The sequence below is a fragment of the Amycolatopsis sp. WQ 127309 genome (assembly GCF_023023025.1).
GTDB lineage: Bacteria > Actinomycetota > Actinomycetes > Mycobacteriales > Pseudonocardiaceae > Amycolatopsis.
In genome coordinates this window covers 2,315,518-2,336,416 of sequence record NZ_CP095481.1, presented here as the reverse complement: position 1 = coordinate 2,336,416, position 20,899 = coordinate 2,315,518, and the positions used below count along the sequence as shown (strand labels likewise).

The 20,899-nt window shown below is 69.4% G+C and carries 21 protein-coding genes; 17 read left to right on the top strand and 4 right to left on the bottom strand.

The genetic code is table 11. From position 1 onward, the window contains the following. Window positions 1-40: 40 nt before the first annotated feature. The 12 genes from MUY22_RS10600 (at window position 41) to MUY22_RS49730 (ending at window position 10,832) form a co-directional block, all read left to right on the top strand. The gene (locus MUY22_RS10600) at window positions 41-2,089 is read left to right on the top strand and encodes a glycoside hydrolase family 27 protein (protein WP_247059218.1); all 2,049 of its coding nucleotides are present in this window, start codon (window positions 41-43) and stop codon (window positions 2,087-2,089) included. 14 nt (window positions 2,090-2,103) lie between these two features. Then, window positions 2,104-2,787, top strand: coding sequence for an SDR family NAD(P)-dependent oxidoreductase (locus MUY22_RS10595; protein WP_247059217.1), 684 nt, complete (start codon window positions 2,104-2,106; stop codon window positions 2,785-2,787). Window positions 2,788-2,812: 25 nt separating this feature from the next. Then, a complete protein-coding gene (dgoD, locus tag MUY22_RS10590) occupies window positions 2,813-3,958 on the top strand; it encodes a galactonate dehydratase (protein ID WP_247059216.1) in 1,146 nt (381 codons plus the stop codon). Next, a complete protein-coding gene (locus tag MUY22_RS10585) occupies window positions 3,952-4,791 on the top strand; it encodes a DUF4380 domain-containing protein (RefSeq protein ID WP_247059215.1) in 840 nt (279 codons plus the stop codon). Before dgoD ends, MUY22_RS10585 begins: the two co-directional genes overlap by 7 nt. A gap of 22 nt (window positions 4,792-4,813) precedes the next feature. Next, complete coding sequence (purB, locus tag MUY22_RS10580; protein ID WP_247059214.1) at window positions 4,814-6,241, top strand: adenylosuccinate lyase; 1,428 nt, start codon at window positions 4,814-4,816, stop codon at window positions 6,239-6,241. 150 nt (window positions 6,242-6,391) lie between these two features. Further along, the gene (locus MUY22_RS10575) at window positions 6,392-7,216 is read left to right on the top strand and encodes an ABC transporter substrate-binding protein (RefSeq protein WP_247059213.1); all 825 of its coding nucleotides are present in this window, start codon (window positions 6,392-6,394) and stop codon (window positions 7,214-7,216) included. Between the two features lies 1 nt (window position 7,217). Beyond that, complete coding sequence (locus tag MUY22_RS10570) at window positions 7,218-7,985, top strand: ABC transporter substrate-binding protein (protein WP_247059212.1); 768 nt, start codon at window positions 7,218-7,220, stop codon at window positions 7,983-7,985. A gap of 7 nt (window positions 7,986-7,992) precedes the next feature. Further along, complete coding sequence (locus MUY22_RS10565) at window positions 7,993-8,778, top strand: ABC transporter substrate-binding protein (protein ID WP_247059211.1); 786 nt, start codon at window positions 7,993-7,995, stop codon at window positions 8,776-8,778. Window positions 8,779-8,785: 7 nt separating this feature from the next. Beyond that, the gene (locus tag MUY22_RS10560) at window positions 8,786-9,553 is read left to right on the top strand and encodes an amino acid ABC transporter permease (protein ID WP_247059210.1); all 768 of its coding nucleotides are present in this window, start codon (window positions 8,786-8,788) and stop codon (window positions 9,551-9,553) included. Further along, window positions 9,550-10,293 carry an amino acid ABC transporter ATP-binding protein gene (locus MUY22_RS10555; protein WP_305879380.1) on the top strand — a complete coding sequence of 248 codons (744 nt, stop codon included), beginning with the start codon at window positions 9,550-9,552 and terminating at the stop codon, window positions 10,291-10,293. The genes MUY22_RS10560 and MUY22_RS10555 overlap by 4 nt, the downstream gene beginning before the upstream one ends. Before the next feature lie 44 nt (window positions 10,294-10,337). Beyond that, entirely contained in the window at window positions 10,338-10,604 is a 267-nt protein-coding gene (locus tag MUY22_RS49735; RefSeq protein ID WP_371827602.1) for an MOSC N-terminal beta barrel domain-containing protein, read from the top strand. A gap of 63 nt (window positions 10,605-10,667) precedes the next feature. Continuing rightward, window positions 10,668-10,832, top strand: coding sequence for a hypothetical protein (locus tag MUY22_RS49730; protein ID WP_371827601.1), 165 nt, complete (start codon window positions 10,668-10,670; stop codon window positions 10,830-10,832). Between the two features lie 18 nt (window positions 10,833-10,850). Here the strand turns inward: MUY22_RS49730 and MUY22_RS10545 are convergent, their stop codons facing one another. After that, the gene (locus MUY22_RS10545; RefSeq protein ID WP_247059209.1) at window positions 10,851-11,657 is read right to left on the bottom strand and encodes an S-adenosyl-l-methionine hydroxide adenosyltransferase family protein; all 807 of its coding nucleotides are present in this window, start codon (window positions 11,655-11,657) and stop codon (window positions 10,851-10,853) included. Between the two features lie 48 nt (window positions 11,658-11,705). Here MUY22_RS10545 and MUY22_RS10540 point away from each other — a divergent pair, with 48 nt between their 5' ends. The 3 genes from MUY22_RS10540 (at window position 11,706) to MUY22_RS10530 (ending at window position 13,859) form a co-directional block, all read left to right on the top strand. Beyond that, complete coding sequence (locus tag MUY22_RS10540; RefSeq protein ID WP_247059208.1) at window positions 11,706-12,704, top strand: phosphoribosylaminoimidazolesuccinocarboxamide synthase; 999 nt, start codon at window positions 11,706-11,708, stop codon at window positions 12,702-12,704. Further along, complete coding sequence (locus tag MUY22_RS10535; RefSeq protein WP_247063798.1) at window positions 12,598-13,089, top strand: NADPH-dependent FMN reductase; 492 nt, start codon at window positions 12,598-12,600, stop codon at window positions 13,087-13,089. Before MUY22_RS10540 ends, MUY22_RS10535 begins: the two co-directional genes overlap by 107 nt. 74 nt (window positions 13,090-13,163) lie before the next feature. After that, window positions 13,164-13,859, top strand: a complete 696-nt coding sequence (locus tag MUY22_RS10530; protein WP_247059207.1) for a DUF2334 domain-containing protein — start codon at window positions 13,164-13,166, stop codon at window positions 13,857-13,859. Here MUY22_RS10530 and MUY22_RS10525 read toward each other — a convergent pair. Together MUY22_RS10525 and MUY22_RS10520 are read right to left on the bottom strand one after the other, a co-directional pair. Next, the gene (locus MUY22_RS10525; RefSeq protein WP_247059206.1) at window positions 13,856-14,491 is read right to left on the bottom strand and encodes an MBL fold metallo-hydrolase; all 636 of its coding nucleotides are present in this window, start codon (window positions 14,489-14,491) and stop codon (window positions 13,856-13,858) included. The genes MUY22_RS10530 and MUY22_RS10525 overlap by 4 nt on opposite strands. 37 nt (window positions 14,492-14,528) lie before the next feature. After that, a complete protein-coding gene (locus MUY22_RS10520; protein WP_247059205.1) occupies window positions 14,529-15,467 on the bottom strand; it encodes a DUF5937 family protein in 939 nt (312 codons plus the stop codon). Window positions 15,468-15,534: 67 nt separating this feature from the next. Between MUY22_RS10520 and MUY22_RS10515 the strand changes: the two genes are divergently transcribed. Both MUY22_RS10515 and MUY22_RS10510 read left to right on the top strand, forming a co-directional pair. Continuing rightward, on the top strand, window positions 15,535-16,680 hold the full coding sequence (locus tag MUY22_RS10515) for an MFS transporter (protein ID WP_247059204.1): 1,146 nt from the start codon (window positions 15,535-15,537) through the stop codon (window positions 16,678-16,680). A 34-nt stretch (window positions 16,681-16,714) separates the two neighbouring features. Next, complete coding sequence (locus MUY22_RS10510) at window positions 16,715-18,211, top strand: aldehyde dehydrogenase family protein (protein WP_247059203.1); 1,497 nt, start codon at window positions 16,715-16,717, stop codon at window positions 18,209-18,211. An 89-nt stretch (window positions 18,212-18,300) separates the two neighbouring features. Here MUY22_RS10510 and MUY22_RS10505 read toward each other — a convergent pair whose 3' ends face one another. Further along, window positions 18,301-20,169, bottom strand: a complete 1,869-nt coding sequence (locus MUY22_RS10505) for a hypothetical protein (protein WP_247059202.1) — start codon at window positions 20,167-20,169, stop codon at window positions 18,301-18,303. Window positions 20,170-20,899: the final 730 nt, after the last annotated feature.

Below are 20,899 nucleotides of genomic sequence, written 5' to 3'. Positions count from 1 at the left end.
CTAGCTGACGCTGTTTCATCGGAGAAGGGTGTCCAGCAACATGCTCCTCAAGAGATCCCTAGCGGTAGTAGCAGCGGCGGCCGCCGCGCTCACCGCCATCGCGATCCCGGCCCAGGCCACACCGGCCGTCGACCAAGGCGCTCCCGACTACTACGACAGCGGGGTCGCGAAGACCCCGTACATGGGCTGGAACACCTACTACGGCTTGGGCGCGCCCAGCGAGGCGTCGGTCGAGTCCGTCGCGGACTTCCTCGTCTCCAGCGGCCTGCGCGACGCCGGCTACCGCTACGTCTGGATCGACGGCGGCTGGACCGCCGCAGACCCGCGGGACAAGAGCGGCAACCTCCTCGCGGACCCGGCCAAGTTCCCGAGTGGACTGTCCACTTTGGTCGGCTACCTGCACGCCCGCGGGCTCAAGGCCGGCATCTACACCGACGCGGGGGCGTCGGACGGCAAGAACTGCGCGGCCGGCTCCGGTGGCCACTACGAGCAGGACACCAAGCGGTTCGCGAGCTGGAAGTTCGACGCCGTCAAGGTCGACTTCCTCTGCGGCATCGCCCAGAACCTCAAGCCCGCCGACGCGTTCTCGCAGTTCAGCAAGGCCCTCGCCAAGGCGGGCCGGCCGATGGTGCTCAACGTCTGCAACCCGGTCACCGACGAGTGGGGCACCCCGCACGGGCCGGACCAGGTCGCCGGGATCGCCTACAGCTACGGCCCGCTCGTCGCCGACTCCTGGCGCACCAGCACGGACATCGCGTTCGGCACGCCGTACGAGGGCATCTGGACCGACGTCCTGCGCAACATGGACGCCAACGCCGCGCACCCCGAGGCGAACGGGCCGGGGCACTACAACGACCCCGACTACCTGATCCCGATGCGCAAGACCGAGCAGGGCACCTACGAGCTGAACGAGGAGGAGTCGACCACCCAGTTCGTCATGTGGGCGGAGATGGCCTCCCCGCTGATCCTCGGCTCCGACCCGCGCACGCTGCCCGCGTCGATGATCAGCACGCTGAAGAACCCCGAGATCGTGGGCGTCAACCAGGACCGCCTCGGCACCCAGGGCGTCCGCGTCGCGAACAACGGCAGCACCGACACCTACAGCAAGGTCCTCTCGCGCGACGGCGACCGCGCGGTCGTGCTGCTCAACCGCGGTGAGACGCCGACGCAGATGACGCTGAACTTCGCCGACGCCGGGCTCAAGGGCCGGGTGTCCGTCCGCGACCTGCGCGCCCGCGCCGACCGCGGCAGCGCGACCGGCTCGTACACGGTCACCGTGCCCGCGCACGGCACGGCGTTCCTGCGTCTGCACGGCACCGACCTCGTCCCGGGCGACGACCTCGGCGGCGACGCGTCCGCCAGCCCGGCAATCGTCCGCACCGGTGGCAAGACGGTGACGTTCTTCCGGGACCGGAACGGCTCCCTGCAGGTCAAGGGCCTCGACGGCGCGCGTCAGATCGGTGGCAGGTTCCTCGGCCAGCCCGCCGCGGTGGCCGGGCCGAACGGCATCGACGTCTACGTCCGCGGCCTCGACAACGCCGCCTACCAGCGCACCTACACGAAGGGCCGCTGGGGCGACTGGAAGCGGCTCGGCGGGACGCTCACCGATTCGCCGTCCGTCACCGGCGACGGCACGCTCTTCGCGCGTGGCGCCGACGGCCAGGTCTGGCAGCGGACCAGTGCCGGTCAGTGGTCCGGTCTCGGCGCGCCCGGCGGCCAGCCGATCTACGGCCGGCCCGGCGCGGCGACGTCCACCGGCGGCACGGTCGTCGCGGTCCGCACCGCCGACGACAGCGTCTGGACGCGCACGAAGACCGGCGCCACGTGGTCGGACTGGACGGGCATCGGCGGCACGGTCAGCAGCAGCCCGACACTCGTGGCCGTCGGCGCGAAGGTCGCGCTCATCGCGTCCGCGAGCGACTACTCGCTGTGGGCCAACGAGTGGTCCGGCACCTGGGCGGGCTGGTTCAAACGGCCGGAGTACCCGAGCGGGAGCATCGTGGGAACCCTCGGCGCGGCTTCCGACGGCGCGTCGCTGTGGCTCGCCGCCCGCGGGCCGGACGACCATGTGCACGTAGCGAAGTTCTGAGACAGGGAGAGGCGATGTCCACGCGTACCGCAGTGGTGACCGGAGCGGCGTCCGGGATCGGGGCGGCGACCGCCCGGAAACTGCTCGGCGACGGCTACCGCGTACTCGGCGTGGACATCGCCGAACTCCCCGACGGCGTCACGCCGATCCGGGGCGACGTCACCGAAGAGGCGACCTGGGCGGCCGTCGGTGAGGTGGACGCCCTGGTCAGCAACGCCTACGTGCCCAGCACCGGGCCACTGCACGAGATCGACCGCGCCGAGTGGCGGCGGCAGCTCGACGTCAACCTGACCGGCGCGTACCTCGCCGTGAAGGCCTGCTTGCCGTCGCTGCGGGCGCGAGGCGGGGCGATCGTGCTCGTCTCGTCGGTGCACGCGCACTTCGGCCTGCCGGGCCACCCCGCGTACGCCGCGAGCAAGGGCGCGCTGGTCGCGCTGGCCCGGCAGCTGGCCGTGGAGTACGCCCCGGCCGTGCGCGTCAACTCCGTGCTGCCGGGGCCGGTGCTCACCGAGGCCTGGAGCCGCATCTCGCCCGAGGACCGCGAACGCAGTGCCCGCGCGACGCCGGCCGGGCGGCTCGGCGAGCCGGCGGAGGTGGCGGACGTGATCGCCTTCCTGCTCTCGGACGCCGCGTCGTTCGTCACCGGCGCCGAGCTGACCGTCGACGGCGGCTGGTCCGCCGCCAAGGATTCCGCATGAACGGGCACGCAGATGGGGGACACGGGTGAAGATCACCGGGGTTGAAACGTTTCTGGTCGCGCCGCGCTGGCTGTTCCTCAAGGTCAGCACGGACGAGGGCATCAGCGGCTGGGGCGAGCCCGTGGTCGAGGGCCGCGCGGAGACCGTGCGCGCGGCCGTGCACGAGCTGTCCGAGTTGCTGATCGGCCAGGACCCGCTGCGCATCGAGGACCACTGGCAGGTGCTGCGCCGCGGCGGCTTCTACCGCGGCGGGCCGGTGCTCTCGAGTGCGCTCGCCGGGTTCGACCACGCGCTGTGGGACATCGCCGGGAAGGTCCGCGACGCGCCGGTCCACGAGCTGCTCGGCGGCCCGGTCCGCGACCGCGTCCGGGTCTACAGCTGGGTCGGCGGCGACCGGCCCTCCGGCATCCGCGAGGCGGTGACCGCGCAGGTCGAGGCGGGGTTCACGGCGGTGAAGATGAACGTCGCCGGCCCGTTGACGGCGATCGCGTCACCCCGCGAAGCCGACGCGGCGGTCGCCCGCGCGTGGGAAGCGCGCGAGGCGCTCGGCCCGGACCGCGACCTCGCCATCGACTTCCACGGCCGCGTCTCGCCCGCGATGGCCCGGCGGCTGGTCAAGATGCTGGAAGACGTCCAGCCGATGTTCGTCGAGGAGCCGATCCTGCCGGAGACGCAGGGGGACGCGCTGCGCTCGGTCGTCGAGGCGTCGACCGTGCCGATCGCGGTCGGCGAGCGGCTCTACTCGCGCTGGGAGTTCAAGCCGGTGCTCGACGCCGGGGTCGCGGTCGTGCAGCCGGACCCGTCGCACGCCGGCGGCATCTCCGAGCTGCGGCGGATCGGCGCGCTGGCCGAGATGTACGGCGCGTCGCTCGCACCGCACTGCCCGCTCGGGCCGATCTCGCTCGCCGCGTCGCTGCAGGTGTCGTTCGCGACGCCGAACTTCCTGATCCAGGAACAGAGTCTGGGCATGCACTACCACGAGGGCACCGAGCACTCCTACCTCGTCGACCCGTCGATCTTCACCTTCCAGGACGGCTACGCGGCCCGCCCGCTCGGCCCGGGCCTCGGCATCGAGGTCGACGAAGCCGCCGTCCGCCGGGCCGACGAGATCGGGCACGCCTGGCGGTCGCCGGTGTGGCGCCACGACGACGGCGGCCTCGCCGAATGGTGACCTGGCTCGAGCGCGGCGACCTGCGGCTCGGCCTGGTGCCGGAGCTGGGCGGCCGGCTGCTGTCGGTGCGCCACCGCGGCGTCGAGCTGCTCTGGCGCGACCCGGCGCTGCTCGGCGCCGACCTGCGCGGCGACTACGCGCCGAACTCGGGCCGGATGGGCGACTGGATCAACTACGGCGGCGACAAGACGTGGCCCGCGCCCCAGGGCTGGGACGGTCCGGACCAGTGGGCCGGCCCGCCGGATCCGGTGCTGGACTCCGGCCCGTACGCCGTGGCCGCCGACGGCGACACGGTCACCATGACCAGCGCGCCGGACCCGCGCACCGGCCTGCGGTTCACGCGCGCGATCACGATCCTCGACGACGGCTACCGGCTCGACCTGCGCGCGGAGAACGTCTCCTCGCGTCAGGTGCGCTGGGCGCTGTGGAACGTGACACAGTGCCCCGGCGGCGGCGCGGTCACCGCCGGGCTCCGGCGGCCGGACGTCGTCGCGCTGGTGGCCGGCACGGGCACGCCGGAGTACACAGTGGACGGTGACCGCCTGGTCGTGCCGCCGCAGGACGTCGTCGGCAAGCTGGGCGTGCCGGGCACAGCGGGCTGGGTGTCCTACGGCGCGTTGACGCTGTCCTTCGACGTCGACCCGGCCGGCGAGTACCCGGACGAGGGCTCACCGCTGGAGATCTGGCTGGAGCACCCACTCCCGTCGCCGCTGGCTTCCCTGGGCGGTCTGGACCCGCCGGCGCGGATCGTCGAGCTGGAGGTCCTCGGCCCGCTGACCACCCTCGCCCCAGGCACCGCGACCGCCCTCACGATCCGCGCGACCCTCGCCTGACCTGCGCAGGTATCGTGAGGGCGTGACGGACAAGCCCCGCATTCCCAACGTGCTCGCCGCCCGCTACGCGTCGCCGGAGCTGGTTTCGCTCTGGTCTCCGGAGGAGAAGGTCGTCCTGGAGCGGCAGCTCTGGATCGCCGTGCTCAAAGCGCAGAAGGACCTCGGCGTCGACGTGCCCGACGGTGTCGTCGAGGACTACGAGCGCGTGCTGCGGCAGGTCGACCTCGGGTCGATCGCGGCCCGGGAGCGCGTCACCCGCCACGACGTCAAGGCGCGCATCGAGGAGTTCAGCGACCTGGCCGGGCAGGAGCACATCCACAAGGGGATGACCTCGCGCGACCTCACCGAGAACGTCGAGCAGCTGCAGCTGCTCCGGTCGCTGGAGCTGGTCCGCGCCCGCGTCGCCGCCGTGCTCGCCCGGCTGGCCGTGCTCGCCGTCGAGCACACCGACACCGTCATGGCCGGGCGCTCGCACAACGTCGCCGCGCAGGCCACCACCCTCGGCAAGCGGTTCGCCACGGCTGCCGACGAGCTGCTGGTCGCCTTCGAGCGGCTCGACAACCTCATCGGCCGCTACCCGCTGCGCGGCATCAAGGGCCCGGTCGGCACCGCGCAGGACATGCTCGACCTGCTCGGCGACGAGTCCACTTTGGATGAACTCGAAGACCGCGTGATGCGGCACCTCGGCTTCGGTCGGCGATTCGTCAGCGTCGGCCAGGTCTACCCGCGCTCGCTCGACTTCGACGTGCTGTCCACTGTGGTCCAGGTCGCCGCGGCGCCGTCCAGCCTGGCCAAGACGATCCGGCTGATGGCCGGCCACGAGCTGGTCACCGAGGGCTTCAAGCCCGGCCAGGTCGGCTCGTCCGCCATGCCGCACAAGATGAACACCCGCTCCTGCGAGCGCGTCAACGGCCTCGCCGTCGTGCTGCGCGGTTACCTGTCGATGATCGGCGAGCTGGCAGGCGACCAGTGGAACGAGGGTGACGTCTCCGACTCCGTCGTCCGCCGCGTCGCGCTGCCGGACGCCTTCTTCGCGCTCGACGGCCTGCTGGAGACGTTCCTCACGGTGCTGGCCGAGTTCGGCGCCTTCCCGGCCGTCATCGAACGTGAGCTGGATCGCTACCTGCCGTTCCTCACCACGACGAAGGTGCTCATGGCGTCGGTCCGCGCGGGCGTCGGACGTGAGACGGCCCACGAAGCCATCAAGGAGCACTCCGTCGCCGTCGCGCTGGAGATGCGGGAAGGGCGCGCGGAGAACGACCTGCTCGACCGGTTCGCGGCCGACGAGCGCATCCCGCTCGACCGCGGTGAGCTGGACAAGCTGCTCGCCGACCGGATCTCGTTCACCGGGACGGCCGGGCGTCAGGTGATGCAGGTCGCCGAGCGCGTCGCGCAGGTGCTCGAGCAGTTCCCCGAAGCGGCGGGCTACGCGCCCCAGCCGATCCTGTGAGCTGACGCACGAGTCCACGGACTGGAACGAATCCACACGAACGGGCGAAATCCCTAATCTCGACCGCTGAACCCGGAGCGTCAGATCGTCTACCAGATGACCTGACGTGCTTTCCTCGCGCCACCGGCGCGCCAACCTCTGGAAGAAGCGATGAGATCCACGCTGTCGAAGATCGCCGCCGTCGTCACCGCGGGCGCGCTGACGCTGACCCTGGCCGCCTGCGGCGGTGCCGACTCCTCGGCCGCGAGCAAGACCCTGCGCGTCGGCACGCTGAGCGACGCCCCGCCGTCGATCTACCTGGAGAACGGCCGGTTCACCGGCTACGACAACGAGCTGCTGCGCGACATCGCGAAGCGTGAGGGCTTCGAGGTCGAGTTCGTCGGCACCGAGTTCTCCGGCCTGCTGGCCGGCGTCGCGACCGGCAAGTTCGACATCGGCAGCTCGACGATTTCGAGCACCGAGGCGCGCAAGAAGACGGTCAGCTTCTCCAACGGCTACAACACCGGCTTCACGACGATCGTGACGAAGAAGGGCGCGAACCTCAAGGAACCGGCGGCGTTCGCGGGCAAGCGGCTCGGCGTCGTCCAGGGTTCGGTGCAGGACGAGTTCGCGGGCAAGACCAACGGGGCCCAGGTCGTCCGCTTCCCCGACTACAACGCGGGTTTCGCGCAGCTGAAGAACGGCACGCTGGACGGCTGGGTCGTGCCGCAGGACATCGGCCAGAAGTACCTGGACCAGAACCCCGCGGTGCCGCTGGAGCTCGGCTACACCGTCGAGGACAAGGACACGCCGTCGGCGTTCGCCGTCGCCAAGACCGACCCCGACCTGTTGAACAAGCTGAACGACGGGCTCGGGAAGGCCATCGCGGACGGCACGGTCGCGCGTATCTACGGCCAGTTCTACAAGACGACGCCGCTGTCGAAGGAACTCCAGCAGGGCGGCCCCGGCCTGCCCGTGAAGAACCTGGGTGCGTGACATGAAGAAGCTGATCGTCACCGTACTGGCCGCGGCCCTCACGCTCACCGCGTGCGGCAGTGGCTCGGACAGCGCTTCCCCGACGTTGCACGTCGGCACCCTCAGCGACGCGCCGCCGAACATCTTCCTCAAGGACGGCAACTACACCGGCTTCGACAACGAGCTGCTCAAGGCCATCGCGGCCAAGCAGAACCTGAAGCTGGAGTTCGCCGCGACGGACTTCTCCGCGCTGCTGGGCCAGGTCGCGTCCGGCCGCTACGACATCGCCAGCTCGGCGATCGCGCAGACGGACGAGCGCAAGAAGACCGTCGACTTCTCGGCGGCCTACGACTTCGAGACCATGAGCATCCAGGCCAAGCAGGGCACGCCGGTCACCGACGAGAAGGCGTTGGCGGGCAAGCGGGTCGCCGTCATCCAGGCGACCGTCGGCGACCACTGGCTGGGCACCACGGTGCCGACCGCGCAGGCCGTGCGCTTCCCGGACTACGCCGCCGCGCTGACCGCGTTGAAGACCGGCGCCGTCGACGCGTACATCCTGGACCAGAGCATCGCCGAGAAGAACGTCACCGACAACCCCGGCGCCAAGCTCGTCGTCGTGAAGAGCTTCGTCACGGACGTGCCGCACGGCTTCGCGGTGAAGAAGGGCAACACCGAACTGCTCGGCAAGATCGACGCCGGGCTCAAGCAGGTGATCTCCGACGGTACCTGGCTTAAGCTGCACCAGCAGTTCCTGCCGACCGCTCCGGTGCCGGCCGGGTTCCAGGGTTAGGAGACCCATGAAGAAGACACTGGTCACGGCGATCGCGGCGACGCTGCTGGCCGCGCTCACGGCGTGTGGCGGCGGCTCGGACAGCGGCGGCGGTGACAAGACCCTGCGCGTCGGCACGCTGAGTGACTCGAAGCCGAACGCCTACCAGGAGAACGGCACCTTCACCGGCTTCGACAACGAGCTGCTCAAGGCCATCGCGCAGAAAGAGGGCCTGAAGCTCGAATTCGTCGCGACGGACTTCTCCGCGCTGCTCGGCCAGGTCGCGAACGGCACCTTCGACATCGGCAGCTCGGCGATCTCGCAGACCGACGCCCGCAAGAAGACCGTCGACTTCTCGGCGCCGTACAACTACCAGTCCCTCGGCATCGAAGCCAAGGAGACCGCCGGCATCACGGACGAGAACTCCTTGGCGAGCAAGCGGATCGGCGTCGTCCAGGGCACGGTGTCGGACACCTGGCTCGGCACGAACGCGCCGACCGCGCAGGCCGTCCGGTTCCCGAACGACGCCGCCGCGCTGGCCGCGCTCAAGACCGGCGCCGTCGACGGCGCGGTGTTCGACCAGGCCACCGCCGAGGACTACGCGAAGAACAACCCGGACGCGAAGCTCAAGGTGACCAAGGCGATCACCACGACCATCCCGCACGGGTTCGCCTTCAAGAAGGGCAACACCGACCTCATCACCAAGGTCAACGACGGCCTGAAGAAGGTCATCGCGGACGGCACCTGGGTGAAGGTGCACGACCAGTTCGAAGCCACCGCGCCCGTTCCCGCGGAATTCAAGGCGGGGCAGTAGCAAAGCGATGGACCAGTTCTTCGACACCTTCCTCGACTGGGAGTACATCTGGCAGGTCTTCCCCGACCTGCTGAAGACCGGTCTGCTCAACACGCTGATCCTGGCGTTCACCTCCGCGGTGATCGGCACCGTGCTCGGCATGGTCGTCGCGGTGATGGGGCTGTCCACCAAGGCGTGGCTGCGCTGGCCGGCCCGGGTGTACACCGACATCTTCCGCGGCCTGCCGGCGATCCTGACCATCCTCGTGATCGGCCAGGGTCTCGGCACGCTCGCGCGGGACGTCGTCGGCACCAACCCGTACCCGCTGGGCATCCTGGCGCTGAGCCTGATCGCCGCCGCCTACATCGGCGAGATCTTCCGGGCCGGCATCCAGAGTGTCGAAAAAGGACAGCTGGAAGCCAGCCGCGCGCTCGGGATGAGCTACAGCAAGGCGATGCTGCTGATCGTCATCCCGCAGGGCGTCCGCCGGGTGCTGCCCGCCCTGGTGAACCAGTTCATCTCGCTGGTCAAGGACTCCAGCCTGGTGTACTTCCTCGGCCTGCTGTCCGAGCAGCGCGAGCTGTTCCGGATCGGGCAGGACCTGGCGGCCAACACCGGGAACCTGTCGCCGCTGGTCGCGGCCGGGTTCGTCTACCTGGTGATCACGGTGCCGCTGACGCACCTGGTGAACTACATCGACAAGAAGCTCCGGACGGGGCGCAAGGTCCGCGCCGACGAGCCAGACGAAGGCGACCCGGTGGAGATCGGTCCCGGCGGAAGGGTGAGCGCGTGGTGACGACGACAGCGGTGCGTTCGTCCAGTGTGGAGCTGCGGGACATCCACGTCAGCTTCGGCACGCTGGAAGTCCTGCGCGGGGTCGACCTGAAGGTCCCGAGCGGCAAGACGACCTGCGTGATCGGGCCGTCCGGCTCCGGCAAGTCGACGCTCCTGCGGTGCGTGAACCGCCTGCAGGAGCCCGACTCCGGCGACCTGCTGCTCGACGGCGAGTCCGTGATCCGGTCCGACCCGGACGCCCTGCGCCAGCGCGTCGGCATGGTGTTCCAGCACTTCAACCTCTTCGGCCACCGGAGCGTGCTGGACAACATCGTGCTGCCGCTGCGCAGCGTGAAGAAGCTGAGCAAGGAGGAAGCGGCGGCGATCGCCCGCGCCCGGCTGGCGGACGTCGGCCTGGCCGACAAGGCGCCGTACCGGCCGAGCGCGTTGTCGGGCGGGCAGCAGCAGCGCGTCGCGATCGCCCGCGCGCTGGCGATGGACCCCGAGGTCATGCTGTTCGACGAGGCCACCAGCGCGCTCGACCCGGAGCTGGTCAAGGGCGTGCTGACGCTGATGGCGGGCCTGGCCGAACGCGGGCTGACGCTGATCGTGGTCACCCACGAGATGGGCTTCGCCCGCAGCGTCGCCGACGAGGTCGCGTTCATGGACGCGGGCAAGATCGTGGAGCAGGGCCCGCCGGCACAGCTCTTCGACGACCCGCAAAGCCCGCGCCTGCAACGGTTCCTCTCGCAGGTGCTCTGACGGAAGCGCGTCGGCCGCGTGTGCGCCGGTAGTCTGCGGGCACGGTGAGGATCGCGCGGCTGACGTACTACCCGGTCAAGGGGTGCGCCGGTACTTCGGTGCCGGTCGCCGACGTCGGGCCGGCCGGACTGGCGCACGACCGGGTGTTCCAGGTCGTCGCGCCGGACGGCGACTTCCGCAGCCAGCGACGCTATCCGGTGCCGGCCACGGTTCGGCCGCAGGTGCGCGGCGACCGGCTCCTGCTGTCCGCACCGGACGTCGAAGACCTCGTCCTCGACGTCCGGCGTGACGGCCCGCGGCACCCGGCGTAGACCTTCTCCTGGCACGTCGACGGCGTCCACCAGAGCGCCGAAGCCGCCGAGTGGTTCTCGGCCGTGCTCGGCCTGCCCTCGGCGCTGGTCGGCGTCGCGCCGGACCACGAGCGCGTCACCAGTGGCGAGACGCCGGGCACAGCCGCGTTCGCCGACGGGCACGCGCTGCTGGTCGCACCCTCGCCACCTACCGCCGGGACCCCGACGGCGGCGTGGTGTTCGGCATGACGACCGCAGATCGCCCGCTCAGGTGGCCGTCGGCGACGACGTGATCGTGCACTCCTGGGCCGGGCCCAGCCCGAGCACGGCCGCCGCCGAGCCGCCGTTGACGGCGACGGCGAGCCGGCCCGCCGAGTCCGCGAAGAGCACGCTCGCCCCGATGGGCACGTCCGCGAACGTCCGCCCGACCGCCGTGATCACCGCGACCCGTTCGCTGTGCACCGAAACCGCGCCGGTCAGCCCGCTCAGCTCGAGATCCGCCGGCGTCGCGGCCAGCTGGACGTTGCCGAAGTGGTCGACCGTCAGCACTTCCGACACCAGCTTGCCGGGGAACGCCGCCACGAACGGCTCGGGCAGCTCCACCAGCGTCTCGACGGCGTTGCCGAATGCAGACGGCAAGACGCCCGATGCAAGGTGTGCGGCCGCGGGTGCGAAGACGTCGCGCCCGTGGAACGTCGCCGACGTCACCGGCAGCCGCAGCGACGGCTCGGTCAGCTCGTACGCGGCCCGGACCCCGCCGAGGGCCCGCGCGGCGGGCAGCAGCAGGCCGTTGTCCGGCCCGACCAGCAGCCCGCCCTCGGCGACGACGACCACGCCGCGCCGCGCCGTGCCGACGCCCGGGTCGACGACGGCGACGTGCACGGCCTCCGGCAGGTAGGGCGCCGTCTGCGCCAGCGCCATGGCCCCGTGGCGGACGTTCTGGGGTGGCACCTCGTGCGTCACGTCGATGACCCGCACGGCGGGCGCCAGCCGCGCGATCACGCCGTGGCAGGCCGCCACGAAGCCGTCGCGCAGCCCGTAGTCGGTGGTCATCGAGGCCCATGTCAGCGGCATGTGCAGCATCATCCTCGGTGGCGGAGCGTGCCCGTTAGGGTTCAGTGCGTGACACCCCTCCCCAGACACCCCAAGCTCGTCACCGGCAAGGTCCGCGACCTGTACGACGCGGGCGACGACCGGCTCCTGATCGTTGCTTCCGACCGCATTTCGGCTTTTGAACGTGTATTCGTCACCCCGGTTCCGGACAAGGGACGGGTGCTCACGGCGATGAGCGTGTTCTGGTTCGGCGAGCTCGCCGACGTCCTGCCGAACCACCTCGTGGCCAGCGACGGGCCGGGGATCCCCGACGCCGTGCGCGGCCGGGCGATGCTGGTCGAGCGGCTCGAGATGCTGCCGGTGGAGGCCGTCGTCCGCGGCTACCTGACCGGCCGCGGCTACGCGGACTACCGCCGTGACGGCGCGGTCTGCGGCGTCGTGCCACCGCCCGGGCTCGCCGACTCGGCCCGGCTGCCCGAGCCGATCTTCACGCCGTCCACAAAGGCCCGTCCCGGCGAACCCGACGAGAACATCGACTTCGACACGTTCGTCGCGGTCCTCGGCCGCGCGCTCGCGGAGGAGGTCCGCGAGGCGTCGCTCGAGCTGTACCGCCGTGGTGCCGCGCGGGCCGCGGAGCAGGGCCTGCTGCTGGCCGACACGAAGTTCGAGTTCGGCATCGGCGCGCACGGTGGCCTGGTCCTGGCCGACGAGGTGCTGACGCCGGATTCGGCGCGCTACTGGCCCGCCGACGGCCACCGGCCCGGCCGGCCGTCGTTCGACAAGCAGCACGTGCGCGACTGGCTCGTCGACCCGGTGTCCGGTTGGGACTGCGCGTCCCCGTTGCCGCCGTTGCCGCCCGAAGTGGTGACGGCCACGCGGGACCGCTACATCGAGGCTTATCACCGCATCACCGGGCTGTGCCTGGCAGACTGGCCCCGTGATCCTGCTGATCTGCGGCAGCCTGCGAGCAGGCTCGGGCAATGCGGCGGTACTGGGGACCGTCGCGACCCTCACGGAGACCACGACGTTCACCGGACTCGGCGATCTCCCGCACTTCAACCCCGATGACGACCGCGACCCGCTGCACCCCGCCGTCACTTCGCTGCGCGCGGCCATCGCGGCCGCGACGTCGGTGCTGATCTGCACCCCGGAGTACGCCGGCGGCCTGCCGGGGTCGTTCAAGAACCTGCTCGACTGGACGGTCGGCGGTGGTGAGATCTACGGCAAGCCGGTCGCCTGGATCAACGCCTCGTCCGTTGCGGCGCCGACTGGCGGCGGCGACGCACACGACTCGTTGCGCAAGGTGCTGACTTACGCGGGCGCCGAGATCGTCGAGGAAGCCTGCGCGCGGATCCCGGTCCCGCGCGCCGCGGTCGCCGACGGCGTGGTCGTCGACCCCGACCTTCGCGACCGCATCGCCGTGGCGGTGCAGCGCCTGGGTGAAGGCGGCTGACCCTTCCGGCAACGGCCGCCCGCCCGTCCTGCGCAGTTCACGCCGACGTCAGACGCGTGCGTCCCAATGGTGGCGTGGACGCTCAGTTGCTGGTTTCGCTGTCGGGCATCACCCCGCGCACGCTGCACCGGTGCGCCGATCTCGCGGCCGAGCTCGACCGCCGCAAAGTGCCGCTGTCGGTGCTGTACGCCGCCCGCACCGGCGAAGGCCCGGTGACGGAGTGGGTGCGCACCCGCGCCCGCCGCGGTGATTCCGTGCTGCTGCACGGCTACGACCACGTCGTCACGCCCACGCACCGCACGGTGTACCTGGGCAAGAAGGCGGAGTTCGCGACGCTGCCCGCGCACGAGGCGCGGCTGCGGCTGATCGCCGCGAAGGCCGCGCTGGACGCCGCCGGGCTGGCCGTGGACGGCTTCGCGCCGCCGCGCTGGATCGCCTCCCAGGGCACGCTCCAGGCGTTGGGCGAGCACGGCTTCCGCCTGTGCGCGGACCTCGGCGCGGTGCGCGACCTCGTCACCGGCGAGGTGCGCCGCGCCCGCGTCCAGGAGTTCACCAGCCAGTCGCAGCGCACCGAGACCGTCCGCTGCTTCGCGCTGGTGCTGGCGGCCGCGCGCGCCGCGCGCCGGGGCGGCCTGGTCCGGCTCGGCGTCGACGCCATCGACCTCACCCGCCCCGGCCTCCGCCAGGCCCTCCTCGACGCCGTCGACGTCGCCCTGGAGAACCGCGCGTTCGGCGCGACCTACGGCTCACTGCGCACCGTCGCGGCCTAGAGCTTCGCCGGCTCCGCGCGGTCGAGCACCTTCACCTCGGTGCCTTCGGGCGCGAGGTTGCCGAACAGGCCGTAGTGCATGCCCGGGTTGGCGAGCACGGCTTCGTGGATCGGCACGGCGATCCGCGGCGCCACCGCGCGCAGGTAGTCGACCGCTTCGCCGGCCTTGAGCCACGGCGCGCCGGTCGGCAGGCCGAGGACGTCGATGTGCTGCTCCGGTACGAAGAACGAGTCGCCGGGGTGGAAGAACGCGCCGTCGTCGAAGACGTAGCCGATGTTCGGGATCGTCGGGATGTCGCTGTGGATCACGGCGTGCTCGCCGCCGACGGCCTTGATCGACGTGTCCCCGATCGCGAACGCGTCCCCGACGTTGGCGACGTCGAAGGGGACACCCAGCTTCCCGACGGCCTCGGCCGAGCCGGGGTCGACGATCAGCTTCGCGCCCGGGTTGGCTTCGAGCACCTTCGGCAGCCGCTCGACGTCGAGGTGGTCGAAGTGCTGGTGCGTGATCAGCACGGCGGCCAGCTCACGCTCGCGCTCGAAGTCCGTGGAGAACGTGCCGGGGTCGATCAGGATCCGCTCCGAGCCGGTCTCCAGCAGCACACAGGCATGTCCGAAATGGACGATACGCATCGATGATTCTCCTTCACGGGTCGTGATTCCACCCTAGTCAGAGTTTGCCGGTCAGCAACGCGTCGCCGAGGCCGGTGCGGCGATACAGCACCCGGTGCCCGCTGCGCTCCGACGTCAGCAGCCCGGCCGCGCGCAACGCCGTCAGGTGCGCCGACACCGTCGCCGGGGCGAGGCCGAAGCGGCGTGCCAGGTCGGCCGTCGCGGCCGGGGCGTCCAGGCCGGTCAGCAGCAGCGCCCGGGTCCGGCCGAGCACCTCGGCCAGCGGTTCCGGCGGCGCCGTCGCCGACGTCCACAGCGCCGCGACGCCGCGGGCGGGGTAGAGCAGTGACGTCTGCCACGGCGGCACCGTCACCACCCCGACGTTCGGCCACGCGAACACCGCCGGGATGAGCAGCAGCCCGCGGGAGTCGATCTCGAGCCGTTCGCGGGAGCGGACGTCGACCAGCACCGACGTCCCGGTCAGCCGGACCTGCGGGTGGAGCTCGGCCAGCATCGCGGTGATGCCCCCGGAGCCGAGCAGCCGCGTCCGGTACGCGATGTCGGCGGCCAGCAGCTCGCGCAGGCGCGGCCACCGCGGGGCGAGCAGCGCGTTCCAGACGGTTTCGAGCTGGCCGGCCAGCAGGTCCCGCGCGGTCGCCGGGTCGGCCGGGAGCGGCGAAAGGTCGGCGTCGACCATCGCCAGCTCCAGCGCGACCTGGTGCGGCGGCGTCTCGCGGACCACCTGCAGCTGGGCCTCGGCGGTGGTTTCCGGCCCCGCGGGCGGCGGGCTCAGGAACTCGGTGATGTAGTGCCGCGCGCTCAGGACCGCCGCCAGCTCGGGGACGTCGAGTGCGGGTGCGGCGGACACCCACGGCAGGTGCGCCGGGTGCCCGCGGAGGCCGAGCAGCGTCTGGACGGCGCCGAGGACCTCCTCCAGCGGCGAGATCGCGAAGCGGACGCGCTGGCTGCCGGCCGCGCTCAGGACCAGCTCGATCATGGCGACCCCGGATTCGCTCGTGCCCGAATCAGTATGGCGCAAACCGCCGTCGTAAGAGCGTGCTCCCATGTCGTTGTTCACCCATCGCGCCTACTGGCGCTGGTCGGCGGGCGTCCAGTTCGCCCGGCTCCCGGCGACCATGGCGCCGCTCGCGTTCACCCTGCTGACCACGGCCACCACCGGCTCGTACCGGCTCGGCGGGGTGCTGATGTCGGTCTACGTCGTCGCCGAGATGGCCGGCGCGGTGCCGGTCGGGCGGCTGCTGGACCGCGTCGGCGTGACGCGTGGCCTGCCCGCGCTGCTGCTCCTGACCGCCGCCGGCTTCGCCGTGCTCGCCTTCGCGGCGTCGGCGAACGCGCCGACCGCCGTGCTGCTCGCGCTGGTCCTGCTGCCCGGCGCCACCGCGGGCGCGTTGTCCGGCGGGTTCCGGACGCTGCTCGCGGACACCGTCGACGACGCGCTGCTGCCGCGGGCCATCTCCGTCGACGCGATGCTGCTGGAAGGCGTGCTCATCGGCGGCCCGGCGCTGGTCGCGCTGCTCGACCTGGCCGGTCCGTTCGTGCCGCTCGCCGCGATGGCGGCCGCCTGCGTGGGCGCCGCCGTGCTCGTCCCGCGCCGCGCGGCTGAGCGCGAACGGGAGGAAACCGGGCCGGACGTGCCGCCCGCCGGCGTCGGCACCTACCTGCCGTGGCTGTGCTGCGCGTTCACCGTCGGGCTGCTCCTGTCGACGATCGAGGTCGCGCCGCTGCCGCTCGTCCAGCGGCTCGGCGCGCCCGACACGGCCGCGCCGGTGGTGATCGCGGTGCTGAGCGGCGCGAGCATCGTGGGCAGCGCGCTCTACGCGTGGCGCGGCAAGACCGGCGACCCGCGGCTGTTCCTCGGCGGGTTCATCGTCGGGGGACTCGCCCTCGCGGGCGACTTCGGCTGGCCGGGCCTGATCGCGTCGGTGGCCGTGATCGGCGGGTGCACCGGGCCGCTGGTGGCCGCGACCTCGGTCAACCTGCAGCGGCTGCTGCCGAAGAACCGCAGGTCAGCGGGTTTCTCGCTGTCTTTCACGGTGCAGGCGTGCGGCTTCGGGCTCGGCTCGCTGGCGGTGGGCGTGCTGCCGCTGTGGCTCGCGCCGGTGTTCGGTGTCTTTGCTGCGGCGATCGCCGGTGCAATGCTGGTGGCGAAGCCCGCGGGCGCTATTGGCACCACGTCAGTAACGTCGTAACCTGGGCTGAACCTCGACCTTGCGGGAGACGCCGATGACTGCCGTCCAGCCTAAGCCGACGTCCCTCGGCGAGACCTTCGACTCGCTGAGCCCGGCGACCGACGAGGTCGTCGGGACCTACCCGGTGCACAGCGCCGAGGACGTGCAGGCCGCCGTCGTGCGAGCGCGCGTCGCGGCGAAGTGGTGGGCTGATCTCGGCTTCGCCGGCCGCGCGGAGCGGCTTCGCGGCTGGAAGGGCGTGCTGACGCGGCGGCTGCCGCAGCTGTGCCAGGTGGTGCGCGACGAGACCGGCAAGCCGATCGCCGACGCGCAGCTCGAGAGCGTCCTGGCCATCGAGCACATCGCGTGGGCCGGCAAGCACGCGAAGAAGATCCTCGGCAAGCAGAAGCGCTCGGCCGGGCTGCTGATGTCGAACCAGGCGGCCACCGTCGAGTACCAGCCGCTCGGCGTCGTCGGCGTGATCGGCCCGTGGAACTACCCGGTGTTCACGCCGCTCGGCTCGATCGCCTACGCGCTCGCGGCGGGCAACGCCGTCGTCTTCAAGCCCAGCGAGTACACCCCGGGCGTCGGCAAGTGGCTGGTCGACGCGTTCGCCGAGATCGTCCCGGAGCAGCCGGTGCTGCAGCTGATCACCGGCTTCGGCGAGACGGGCGCGGCGCTGGTCGGCGCGGGCGTCGACAAGATCGCCTTCACCGGCTCGACCGCCACCGGCAAGCGGATCATGGCCGCGGCCGCCGAGACGCTCACCCCGGTCGTCATCGAGGCGGGCGGCAAGGACCCGGTGCTGGTCGACGCGGACGCCGACCTCGACGCCGCGGCCGACGCGACGGTCTGGGGCGCGTTCTCCAACTCCGGCCAGACCTGCATCGGCGTCGAGCGCGTGTACGTCCACGAGAAGGTGCACGACGAGTTCGTCGCGAAGGTCGTCGAGAAGTCGAAGGACGTCCGCGCGGGCTCGGACGAGGCCGCCCAGTACGGCCCGGTGACGATGCCGTCGCAGCTCGGCGTGATCAGGCGCCACATCCAGGACGCCGTGGCCCGCGGCGGCAAGGCGGTACTCGGTGGCGAGGACTCGGTCGGCGACCGGTACGCGCAGCCGACGGTCCTGATCGACGTCCCCGAGGACTCCGAAGCCGTCACGGAGGAGACGTTCGGCCCGACGGTGACCATCGCGAAGGTCCGCAACATGGACGAAGCGATCGAGAAGGCGAACAACACGAAGTACGGCCTGGGGTCGACGGTGTTTTCGAAGTCCCGCGGCGTCGAGCTGGCGGAAAAGCTGCGCACGGGCATGACGTCGATCAACGCCCCGCTCTCGTTCGCGGGCATCGCATCCCTGCCGTTCGGCGGCGTGGGCGACTCGGGCTTCGGCCGCATCCACGGCCCGGAGGGCCTGCGCGAGTTCGCCCGCACCAAGGCCATCGCCCGCCAACGCTTCACGGCGCCGCTCACGCTGACGTCGTTCACCCGCAAGCCTTCGACGGACGCCATGGTCGCCAAGCTGGTGACCATCCTCCACGGCAAGCGCTGACCGGCTCCGGGGTTGTGGACAACTGCCGTCCGCAGCCCCGGAACTGTCGGTAGCCCCCGGTAAACTGGATACCGGGGCCGGGGGCCGCATCATGGCTTTTTGCCGTCTTTGTCCTGGCTGGCGGTCGAACCAGGAGGTTCAGCGGACTTGGGAGTCACGGCAGCAGTGGCCAGCACGGTCGCGGCGGCGGTAGCAGCCGCAACTAACACGGTAATTGTCGGCGCCGCCAGCGAGCGAAGTTTTTTGAAGTCGCGAATTTGAGACCAAGCCGTCGTGGCGCGTCGTGCGATCTCGCGTTCCCAGAGCATGCCGAGAAAGATGCAGAAAAATATGACCTGCCCGGCTCGTACGATGCCGGCCACCAGTAGGTTCTGCTCCAGGGTGGGTGTGCTCAGGGCGGTAATCACCTCAGGTATTCCCAGGGTAATCGAAAAGACGATCGATTTTCGAATCGGGTTGCTGCCTCGCAGCCAAGGATACGCGTAGCCGTATATTGCCGCGTAGGCAAACCATCTCAAGATATGGCGCAGGTCGCCGATAACATCAACTACCGGTTTGTAGTCGAAGCTGGTGCCGCTGATGTAGGCCCAAGCCTCGAAGATCACGGAAGGTAAGCAGATCGGCAAGGCCAAGCGCAAGGCGCACAGCAGGTTTTGCCAAGCGGGCTCGCCGCAGTTGGACCCCAGCGGACTCGAATATTTGCTCGATGCCGACCCTGACCGAGTGGGGTCCAGGCTTGTCAAGTTTTCATATCTCGCCAAAAAACTGTCAGCATCCATGGTCCCGGTCGCCAGGTCGCTTTGTGCTGAATGGTAAAACCGCGCGGCGGCGGATTGTGATAAGCGTCGGCGCGTTTCTGCTTGAAAAGCTATGTGGTGCGCGTCCATCGACCGGTCCGCGATCGTCGCCGATCGAGCGGGGATGGCTAGAAGAAAGCCAATCAACAGAAAGGTGAACGCCAGTGCGTTGGGTACGCCCGGCAGAAATGTGGTCGGAATGAAGACGATCGAAATGGTGATCAGTGGCAGACGAACCATTCGGGCGTCGATGGTGTTGAGTCCGGACAATCTTTTCATCTGTGAAAAAACCAGGAAGCAAAGAGTCAGGTTGGCGACCATCAGCCAGGTCATGCCAATGGTCTGCGTGGTGCTTCTTGTCCATGGACCGATAATGTCAACGTAGCCCAACGGCCAGTATTTCTGGTTGCCCGATTCGAAAGTCAGGTAGACGAGTGGGACGTAGGCCAGTGCTGCCAGCATCAGTGACAAGAGGGTGCGCCAGCGCCTGGACAGATTGGTGACAGATAGTGCCATGGCAAACAACGGAATCATTCCAAGTCCGGCGATAATGTCTGCCAGCCATGCCAGAGGTGTGCCGTCCGTTCCTCTGAAAATAAATGCCATCAAGCATGCGATCGCAGATATGAAGCCTATCAATGACCCAATGGATAAATTCTTTGTACGTCCGAGTGCAACTTGTGTCAACGTGCACGACGCTACCACGGCGACCAGGGCTTCGAGTTCGCCGGCGGTCGCGGAAATTCGTGTGTTCAATACCCAAAATAGCGTGAGCAGTATGACGGAAAATGTGCCCGAAAGTAGCAATCCGCGTCGGGCTGAGAGAATGGCGCCGCCGTATCCGGCTCGCCATGCGGTCGCAACGATCAGGCTGCCACTGAATGTGGCCAGGCTGGCGCCGACTGCACTGAACTCCAGTGTGGAAACGCCAAAGATGCTCGCGATCGGCGATTGCGCTAACGCGATCATTGATCCTAGGGCGAAAATTCCCGCGACGGTGGCGGTCGACATGTTTCGAAGAGCCCTGCTGTCCGGGTCACGGGATTTGCCGACCCAGCGCAGTACGATAAAATACGGGAAAAAATAGATGACGGCCAACGCGGCGTACTCGGCGGCAAAAGATGACCCGTGATTAATGAACTCGTCGGTCTCGGGAATCATCCAAGCGTTATTGGAATCCTTTTCAGACTTGGCTAATACATATGTGTCGACGGAAGGCTTCCCGTCAAATGTGATTGTAGTCGGTCCTTGCTTCGTAGGCACCGGACCCTGAGAGCCGACAATGGACAATCCAACTGTTTCGATCGTGATACTGCGTTTTGTTACGCGATTTGACAGGCGATTAGTGTCCTTCTCTTCGCTCAGTTCGAGAGGTAGCTCAACTATGTTCGAGCTCTGATTCGTAGTGCTGATGGAATAACTAAGAGATCCCTTAACGTGTATCTGAGCCACGGGTGAACCGGGCAGTAGATCTACTGTCGGAAGGCCGTCTTGTAGTATGTCGACCGCAGTAACCGCGGACATGAGTGCGTAGACGTCGCTGCTGCCTGATCTGATGCTTGTGAGTATTGGATCTTTTTGGTCGACGGTGACGTCACAATTTCCGGTTGCGGTAAGCTTTTCCGATGTTCCGTCGATCAGGAATCTGCATGACTCCGAGCGAGGTGGATGTGGGCCTGGCAAGAGCGTCAAGGGCGGTACTTCGTGGACAATGTCAGGCTTTTCCCTGTTGGGTGAAAGCTGGGTGCTCACTTGATGAACAAACCAGGAACTGCTTGCAATGACAGTGGTAAACAGAAATGCGACGGCAACTGTTCTGCATATGTGAATTACCCGCGTCCACACGCTACCACCCAGCTCTGTTGACAGATGTCGAACCTCTGGAGAGTGG